At 58.3% G+C, this 7,018-nt stretch carries 6 protein-coding genes and 2 pseudogenes; 4 read left to right on the top strand and 4 right to left on the bottom strand.

Translation table 11 applies throughout. The features are described from left to right. Positions 1-306, bottom strand: a pseudogene (locus BJF89_RS09800) (IS6 family transposase); the annotation flags it as partial. Between the two features lie 359 nt (positions 307-665). Here BJF89_RS09800 and BJF89_RS09795 point away from each other — a divergent pair. Then, the gene (locus tag BJF89_RS09795; RefSeq protein ID WP_075814455.1) at positions 666-1,454 is read left to right on the top strand and encodes a cytochrome c biogenesis CcdA family protein; all 789 of its coding nucleotides are present in this window, start codon (positions 666-668) and stop codon (positions 1,452-1,454) included. Between the two features lie 254 nt (positions 1,455-1,708). Here BJF89_RS09795 and BJF89_RS09790 read toward each other — a convergent pair whose 3' ends face one another. Next, on the bottom strand, positions 1,709-2,293 hold the full coding sequence (locus BJF89_RS09790) for a hypothetical protein (RefSeq protein ID WP_075814451.1): 585 nt from the start codon (positions 2,291-2,293) through the stop codon (positions 1,709-1,711). A 74-nt stretch (positions 2,294-2,367) separates the two neighbouring features. Here BJF89_RS09790 and BJF89_RS09785 point away from each other — a divergent pair, with 74 nt between their 5' ends. Together BJF89_RS09785 and mihF are read left to right on the top strand one after the other, a co-directional pair. After that, positions 2,368-2,940 carry a hypothetical protein gene (locus BJF89_RS09785; protein WP_222843825.1) on the top strand — a complete coding sequence of 191 codons (573 nt, stop codon included), beginning with the start codon at positions 2,368-2,370 and terminating at the stop codon, positions 2,938-2,940. A 181-nt stretch (positions 2,941-3,121) separates the two neighbouring features. Then, on the top strand, positions 3,122-3,442 hold the full coding sequence (mihF, locus tag BJF89_RS09780) for an integration host factor, actinobacterial type (RefSeq protein WP_075814449.1): 321 nt from the start codon (positions 3,122-3,124) through the stop codon (positions 3,440-3,442). 31 nt (positions 3,443-3,473) lie between these two features. On the opposite strand, the gene BJF89_RS18555 is transcribed toward mihF, so the two are convergent. After that, entirely contained in the window at positions 3,474-4,244 is a 771-nt protein-coding gene (locus BJF89_RS18555; RefSeq protein WP_139311971.1) for a hypothetical protein, read from the bottom strand. Between the two features lie 171 nt (positions 4,245-4,415). After that, positions 4,416-6,233: an ATP-dependent endonuclease gene (locus BJF89_RS09770; RefSeq protein ID WP_075814445.1), complete on the bottom strand. Its 1,818-nt coding sequence runs from the start codon at positions 6,231-6,233 to the stop codon at positions 4,416-4,418. 651 nt (positions 6,234-6,884) lie between these two features. On the opposite strand from BJF89_RS09770, the pseudogene BJF89_RS09765 reads away from it, so the two are divergent. Beyond that, positions 6,885-7,018, top strand: a pseudogene (locus BJF89_RS09765) (IS6 family transposase); the annotation flags it as partial.

Below are 7,018 nucleotides of genomic sequence, written 5' to 3'. Positions count from 1 at the left end.
TCCGGCCATCCTTGGTCACCGCCCGGTAGAGGTAGCACCATTTCCCGCCGACCCGGATGTAGGTCTCATCCACTCGCCAGGAGTCGGAGAGCCACGGCGAGGTTTGACGGTACCAGCGGGTACGTTTATCCATTTCGGGGCCGTACTTCTGTACCCACCGGTGAGAATCGTGGTGTGATCCACCGGTGCGCCGCGTTCGGTCAGCATCTCCTCGAGATCCCTGTAGGACACTCCGTAGCGGCAGTACCATCGCACAGCCCACAGGATGATTTCTTGAGGGAAGTGGCGGCCGGAGAAGATGCTCATGCTGTCTGATGCTGGTTGACCGACCCCAACTTTGCAACAGCATCGGCTCTGCCACTTCGGCGCCTTGACAGGAGCCTCACCGAAGGGGAATCCTGTCAGAGTTGAACGTTCGTGACGCGGTGTGGGAGATGCCCACGCTATTGATCGCCAATCATGGACTCGTGTGCCCGTCGCGTCACGACCTGAGATTCAAATCTGACATGACGCTCGGAGTTTCCTCTGCTGTAGTTTTTCGATTATGATCGAACCGGATTGAGAGACTGTTTGGCGTAGACATTACTTCTCGAATCGGCAGATGATGATCTGTGGAGCGCTGTAGCTCTGCTGCTCAGTTAATATTTGAAAAGAGGGGATTAGGTATCTCTGACCTAGGTTCTGCTTTTTCCGAGGTTGTTGTTAGCGGGCCGCTGCTTCTTGGCCTTCTTGCGGCTGCTGTGGCGGGTCTTGTCTCGTTTGCTTCGCCGTGTGTCATTCCACTGGTACCGGGATACATCTCCTATCTTGCCGGGGTTGTGGGGGCCACAACCGAGCACACGTCTGACGGTGCACTCGTCAAGCAGTACCGTGGCAGGGTCGGCGGTGCTGCACTGCTCTTCGTCGCTGGTTTCACCGTGGTATTCAGCCTTGCGACTGTCACTGTCTTTGGTGTAATGCAAACTGTTCAGGTTAATCAGGGCATCCTCATGCGCGTCGGCGGTGTGGTGACCATCCTGATGGGCCTGGTGTTTATGGGATTTATTCGCCCGTTGCAGAATGACACTAGAATGGCCCCCCGGCGTTGGTCCACAGTTGCTGGAGCCCCCCTGCTTGGGGCAGTTTTTGCATTGGGATGGACCCCCTGCCTTGGCCCCACACTCACGGGAATAATCTCTATATCTGTGGGCACTGAAGGAATGACAGCAGCACGTGGAGCGGTGCTCATCGTGGCTTACTGTCTCGGGTTGGGCGTGCCGTTTATTCTGGTGGCCCTCGGATCAGCTAAAGCGCTGAAGGGCGTCGGGTGGTTGATGCGACACTCTCGTTCGATTCAGATCGCAGGTGGGGCGATGCTCATTATCGTAGGAATTCTCCTCGTTAGTGGACAATGGGCCGTATTTGTGGACTGGATTAGGCAGTGGCTGGTATTTGGAACAACCCTGCCTGTATAGAGATTGCTTTTATATTGCATAGGTGATGGTCCACGCTGAATGAGCGACACGTTCCCTACTTCCTCGCTTTATGGCGTGAAATTATGATCGCCGTGTGGATTCCCTGCAGTGGCTCCTCGTGAGTTACGTCGTGAAACTTCGGGGGGCCAGTGTTTGGTGATGTGGATCATCCTCCCAGGCCGACCCCCGGGCAGGTTAGTTCAATTATCATCTGCAGCCTGTAGTAGACACAACTACTGGTTTTCACCGCGGTTTCAGCACCACTCGGGGAAGTGGTGGTTCCACTCATGGCCGGCAGGCAACCCGACCCGCGGATCGGTCGCTAGTGCCTGGTAGTGATGTGGAAGAAGTACCGGGACTTGGCTTTGATCGTAGTTGAGCAGGTCCCAGCGGTCTTCGTATGCCGCGAACACGGGGAGCTTGACACGGGCACGGTCATGACCGGCATTGCGTATGCCGGGTTCGATCCCTGGCTCTGTGAGCCAATCCCGGTGAGAGATGAACGTCGCTGCTGACAGATGAACCCGGGGAACGATGAAGTTGCGCGGCGGGGCTAACAGATCATCGGGAAGTGCTACGAGAACGTAGTACTCACGCTCATGGGCACTGGGGCCTTGGTCTTTCAATCCCAGCGCCCAACTGGTGTTTTTTGTGACCGGCCCCCGTGAGGCCTTGACTTGGATCTCGATCTGTCGGCGATCCGGGCGCACGGTGTTCACCGCCAGAATGTCTGTACGTGCAAGCCCATCACGGGTGAGTGCGGGTGCCCAGTCACGGCGTGCCAGTTCGGCGGCGACGTGGTACTCGCCGGCTGTTTTGGATTGCTTGGTGTCCACCATGGCTACGATCCTAGAGTGCGCCTGGGACACGAATCTTCCTCCTCATGACCAGGCGATACTGATACATTTGCATCATGAATAACCTTTCGGACTCGCAGGTACAGCAGCTCGTCACCGGCCACGAGACGTACGGGAAGAAGGTGTCGGACCATTATGACGAGCTTCTTGAGCAGGTGATCCGCCGGGTCGACAGTTCGGGGAGTTTGGGTAAGGCTGAGATCGCCGCGCTGTCGTTCTGGAAGCGACTCAACGCGAACACTCGATGGGCGAGTGCCCTGCTGGTTAGGCCTGATGCGGAGGTTCATGCTGTCACTGCACGGGTTGTCGCTGCGGCTCGTGACCGTTCGGTGCCCACTCCAGACGCTGCTTCCGCAGCGCTGGAGCTTCTTGCTGTGCTTCCCGGTTTTAAGGCACGTGGGCCTTTAGCATCTGCGGTGTTGCTGGCGGCTGCTCCGGATCGCATGGCTGTCTATGACCGTCGCGCTCGGGCGGGGTTGGCCAGGATCGACTGTCCACTCGTCGGTACGAGCCGCGTGTACGTTCGATACATCACACTGGTTGAGACGCTGGCCGACCAGGTGAACGCTCGGGGATATCAATGGACAGCGAGGGATGTCGACAAGGCTCTGTACTGGCTTGGTGGGTAAGTGGAGTAGCCGCGGGAGTATCAAAGCTGTGCGTCCGTCGTGTTCTACGATCGTCGCGGCGAGGTCACCATGATCACCATTTCGGCACACCTGGCTTCCGTCAGCTGCTATCTTTCTGCTCACACCAGGCCGCAGGCACCTGGTGACCTTCCCTCGATCAGTGAAAGCGTGTGATCATCTCATGTCCCCCAGTCCTCCCAACTTCACCCCGGAACAGAGGGCAGCATCGCTGCAGAAGGCCGCCGAGGCACGAGCGAAGCGGGCGGATTTCACTGCCCGTTTACGCACCGGGGAGACCACCAGTTCCGCTGGGCTGGATGAGGCCCTGGGGGATCCGGTGTTGGTGAAGATGCGGCTGACCAGTTTCCTGCGCGCGTTGCCGGGGTGGGGCAAGGTCAGCGTGGACAACTTTCTGGAGGCCAACAGCATCGCCGACAACCGGCGCTTGGGCGGGTTGGGCAGCAATCAGTCGGCAGCCGTGCGCGACGCCGTGGCTGATTGATCGCCTACTTCTCAGTCCCACTGATCAGCAGTCAGGGCATCTTGTCGATGATGCGTGGAATGCGGGCAGGCCCGGTGATCCATTCCGCTGCTCCCGACGACAGTTCCAGAGTCACCCTGCAAGCCGTTCGGTGCCAGCTCAACAGTTTCTCCTGATCGAGCAGCGGCTCAAGATGAGCAGCTCGGTTGCGGGCGTAGCGCAGGTGAGCACACCTGTAGAAGGCTACCTCCGGGGAAGCGCTGAATCCCGACCCAGGATTGCAGGTATTGGTCCAGGCAGACAGGGCACGGTCGTATAACGTTGTTTGCGGTGCCTTTTTTCGTCCTCCGATACTGGTAGGCCGGGGGATCAGCGAAGTCCAAGAACCAAAACTAAGGCTTGCAACGAGATCATCATGCTGCGGGGTGTGCAGAGTCGTCTCTCCCAGATGGTCTTTCATGTTCTGTCGAGCTTTGTACTCCCACCAGCGATGATCAAGGCCACCAGGACGATGGTGGGAACCATTATCACCCTTGCTCTTCGGTGTTCTGCGTACGATATGGGCGAGGATGCCCCGGGGATCGACGATCCACTCTTCGCTGCCACCCTGCTCAACGTTCCATGCTCGAAGTTGCTGGTCGAAGGTGTCCCGTAGTGCGATCTCTACTACTGACAGGGTGCTCGTGACTGCTGCAGCAGCATCGATGTTCCAACGGTACAGCTCCAAGGCTCGGTACTCGTCACCGTCGGCGGCGGCCAGATACGTTTGGAACCGGGGCGGGGGGATGCAAGCGATTAGCTTGTGCAGGGTGGTTCTCTTCATGGTGGTGCCAACTCTAGCCCGTGATCCACCTGTGCTTGTGCTACGGCGTAGGAAGAGCTAGTATGTAGTCATTGAGCAGGCAGCACCTGCATCTAGATCTAAAGAAATCCTGGTCCTAGGGGTAAACCCTGGGGCCGTTTTTCCTTGTGGGGGGGGGCAATGCCTGGGGTGTCAGAGTGGCGAGCGCTCGTGTTCTTCGACGATGCTGCTGAGCCAATCATCGAGCGGGAGGACCGCCCGATGAACTGATTTACTCTTGTCTAAGCGCTCACGGAGAATCTGCGACGGTAGATGAGGCTTCGCCTTGTTAGACTTCGTACCTTCGGAATTCCACCCTTTGGAGCCGAGCCAGGAGGCCAACTCGGCCTTGCCCTTGGAGCCTTTGGCGAAGCGTTCAGATGCCGCGCGGTCCAGTATCTTATGCCCATCCGGCCCCAGAATCTCGGAGAGCTTCTTCTGCCCGACGGTGTCGAGTAACAGCCCTTCGAGATCAGATGCGAGTACGAATGTGTCCCAGGGATCGAGTATCTCGTTGATCTTGCGCTGCTGTTCCAACGCTTTTGCCAGGGTCGGGATCGTGGTGTCCGCGACTTTGCAAAGCTCTTGAATCGTTTTTTGGGAAGGACCGTCCTTCCGTGCTTTTAGAATCTCTAGCAACTTACGCTTTGTAGTGCCGGACTTATGGATTCCGTCCTTGTCGGTGATGACGTAAGCCCGCACCCCGAAGAATCCGGCGAGCTGGACGAGGTATGGAATGTTGTCAATGCTTGACGCTTCGATGACGGTGATGCCCAGAGCGTAGTGGCCGCCTGCACCGCCAGTAATCCGCCCCAGCAAGTAGTCAATGAGGAGCTTGTCGCCGTGTCCCTCGACGAGAATGATAGCGTTCGCGAACACGAGCTCACTGTTCGTGGCATCGCAGTACCTGGTCAATCGCCCCTCCTCTGCCTCCGACAGCTCTTGCCGTCGCGCGACGAAGTGCACACCAGACGGGCTCAACGGGAGGCGGACGATGCGGCGGACCGAGAACGAATCCACGAGAACAGGGCTATGCGTAGTCACTAGCAGCTGCGCATCGCTTGAGATCTCTCGGAGGATCTTTGCCATCGCCCGCTGGGTCTGGGGGTGGAGGAACGCTTCGGGTTCCTCGATCACGAACACGACCTTGCCCGCGGACTGGTTGCTGCGCGAGGCAACATACCGCAGGATGCCGAGCACCATCGCGGACTGGAACCCGGTGCCGCGCTCGGCTATCGATACCTCGATCTCATCCTTGCTGGTAATAACCGCTTGCTCGATCATGCCCCGCAGTGCGTGCCGCGAGTCGGGCAGCTTGATGCCGAGTTCTCGCTCGCGGAACGGCAGTTCCGTGGATACAGCCTTGACGGACTCAGTCAACACCTGGTGCACGAGTTCCTCGACCGGCTCGATTCCATTCTCGAAATCTTGCTGGAGCTGAGTCTTCCGGGAACCACCCGAACGGACGAGGACGCCTTCGAGGGTCTCGTACAGACGGACGAGGGACTGGTCATTCTCGGCCTGTTCCGATTCGCTCACACGGACCGAGGGGATTTTCACGAAGCTGAAGGACTCGAGCACTCGGTCGTAGAACTCTCGACCCCGGGCCGAATTCCGGCTAGCGTGATAGCTGATTATCCCGCGGCGCGTGCATGAAACCTTGACCCAGAAGGTCCCGTTCTGCGTGACCGCGTCGGCGAAGAAAGTGGCCTCCTCCTCGCTGAGCCCGCCAAACTGCACCTGGATGCTCGACTTCATCCGTGGACCGCCTTCGACGTAGTAGTCATGCATAGGCTTCATACACTGGATATCTCCGCCGGTCGGGTCGGAGAAGAAGGCCTCGAGCACGCGGAGCATTGAAGACTTGCCGGCGTTGTTCGGCCCGGCGATGAGCTGCAGCTGGGGGTCCACCTCGATGGACAGTTTTTCGAATCCCAAGAGCCTCTCGACGTCCACGCGATCTATGTGCATGCAACTCAGTCTACGGGCGTGATAGCGCTCAGTCGGTAACCTCATGGGTGTGAATGTGATCGCTATATGGCGTGGAATCTTGATGACTCTGTGGCGCGGTATTCTGCATCGGCTGGTCCCGACAGAAGGTCAGCCACGTTTTCCGGTGCCAGCACACCTCCGCATCGCTTCTTTTGGCCCTCGTCGCTCACTCGATTCGCTGCGACCCCTTCTCGCCGTCTGGGTGGCTATCTATGGGCCGATCGGTATCCCGTCGCCTCATCAAGCCGAGGACAGTCGCGACAAGTGCAAGGGCAAGGTAGGCGAAGCCGACTACAGCACGCCACGATGACGGCCCTTCGGACATTGCGATTAGCAGACATCCTATGACCAGGAGAGTCACAGGTGCACCGAATACTCTGAAGCTCACGTTGTTTCCTTCCATCAGGAAAACCCCAGTAGATGCGCTGGATGGCCGTGCGTTTACCTCTGGCGATGCTAGACAGCGGATGACTGGGTGGTGCTATCGATATGCTGCTTGTATGCACTCGGCAGTCTGTTGTCGAAGTATGCGCCCGGGATGCAGCCGATAGCCAGAAGGAGGAGTAGCGCGATCAGCCCGGCGAACGGTGCTGTTGCAGAGTTGTGGATGGCAGGTGAGGATCAGTGCTCATGGGCGTCTTCTCCGGTCGCCACTACCCCAAAGACGTGATCCTCTGGGCGGTGCGGTGGTACTGCCGGTATGGGGTGTCCTACCGGGATCTCGCGGAGATAATCACCGAGCGTGGTGTGCCGGTGGATCACAC

Origin of the sequence: Corynebacterium sp. CNJ-954 (assembly GCF_001942345.1) — a bacterium.
In the GTDB taxonomy this organism is placed as follows: domain Bacteria; phylum Actinomycetota; class Actinomycetes; order Mycobacteriales; family Mycobacteriaceae; genus Corynebacterium.
Note: the sequence above shows the minus strand (reverse complement) of the source record. Positions and strands in the feature narration are given on the sequence as shown.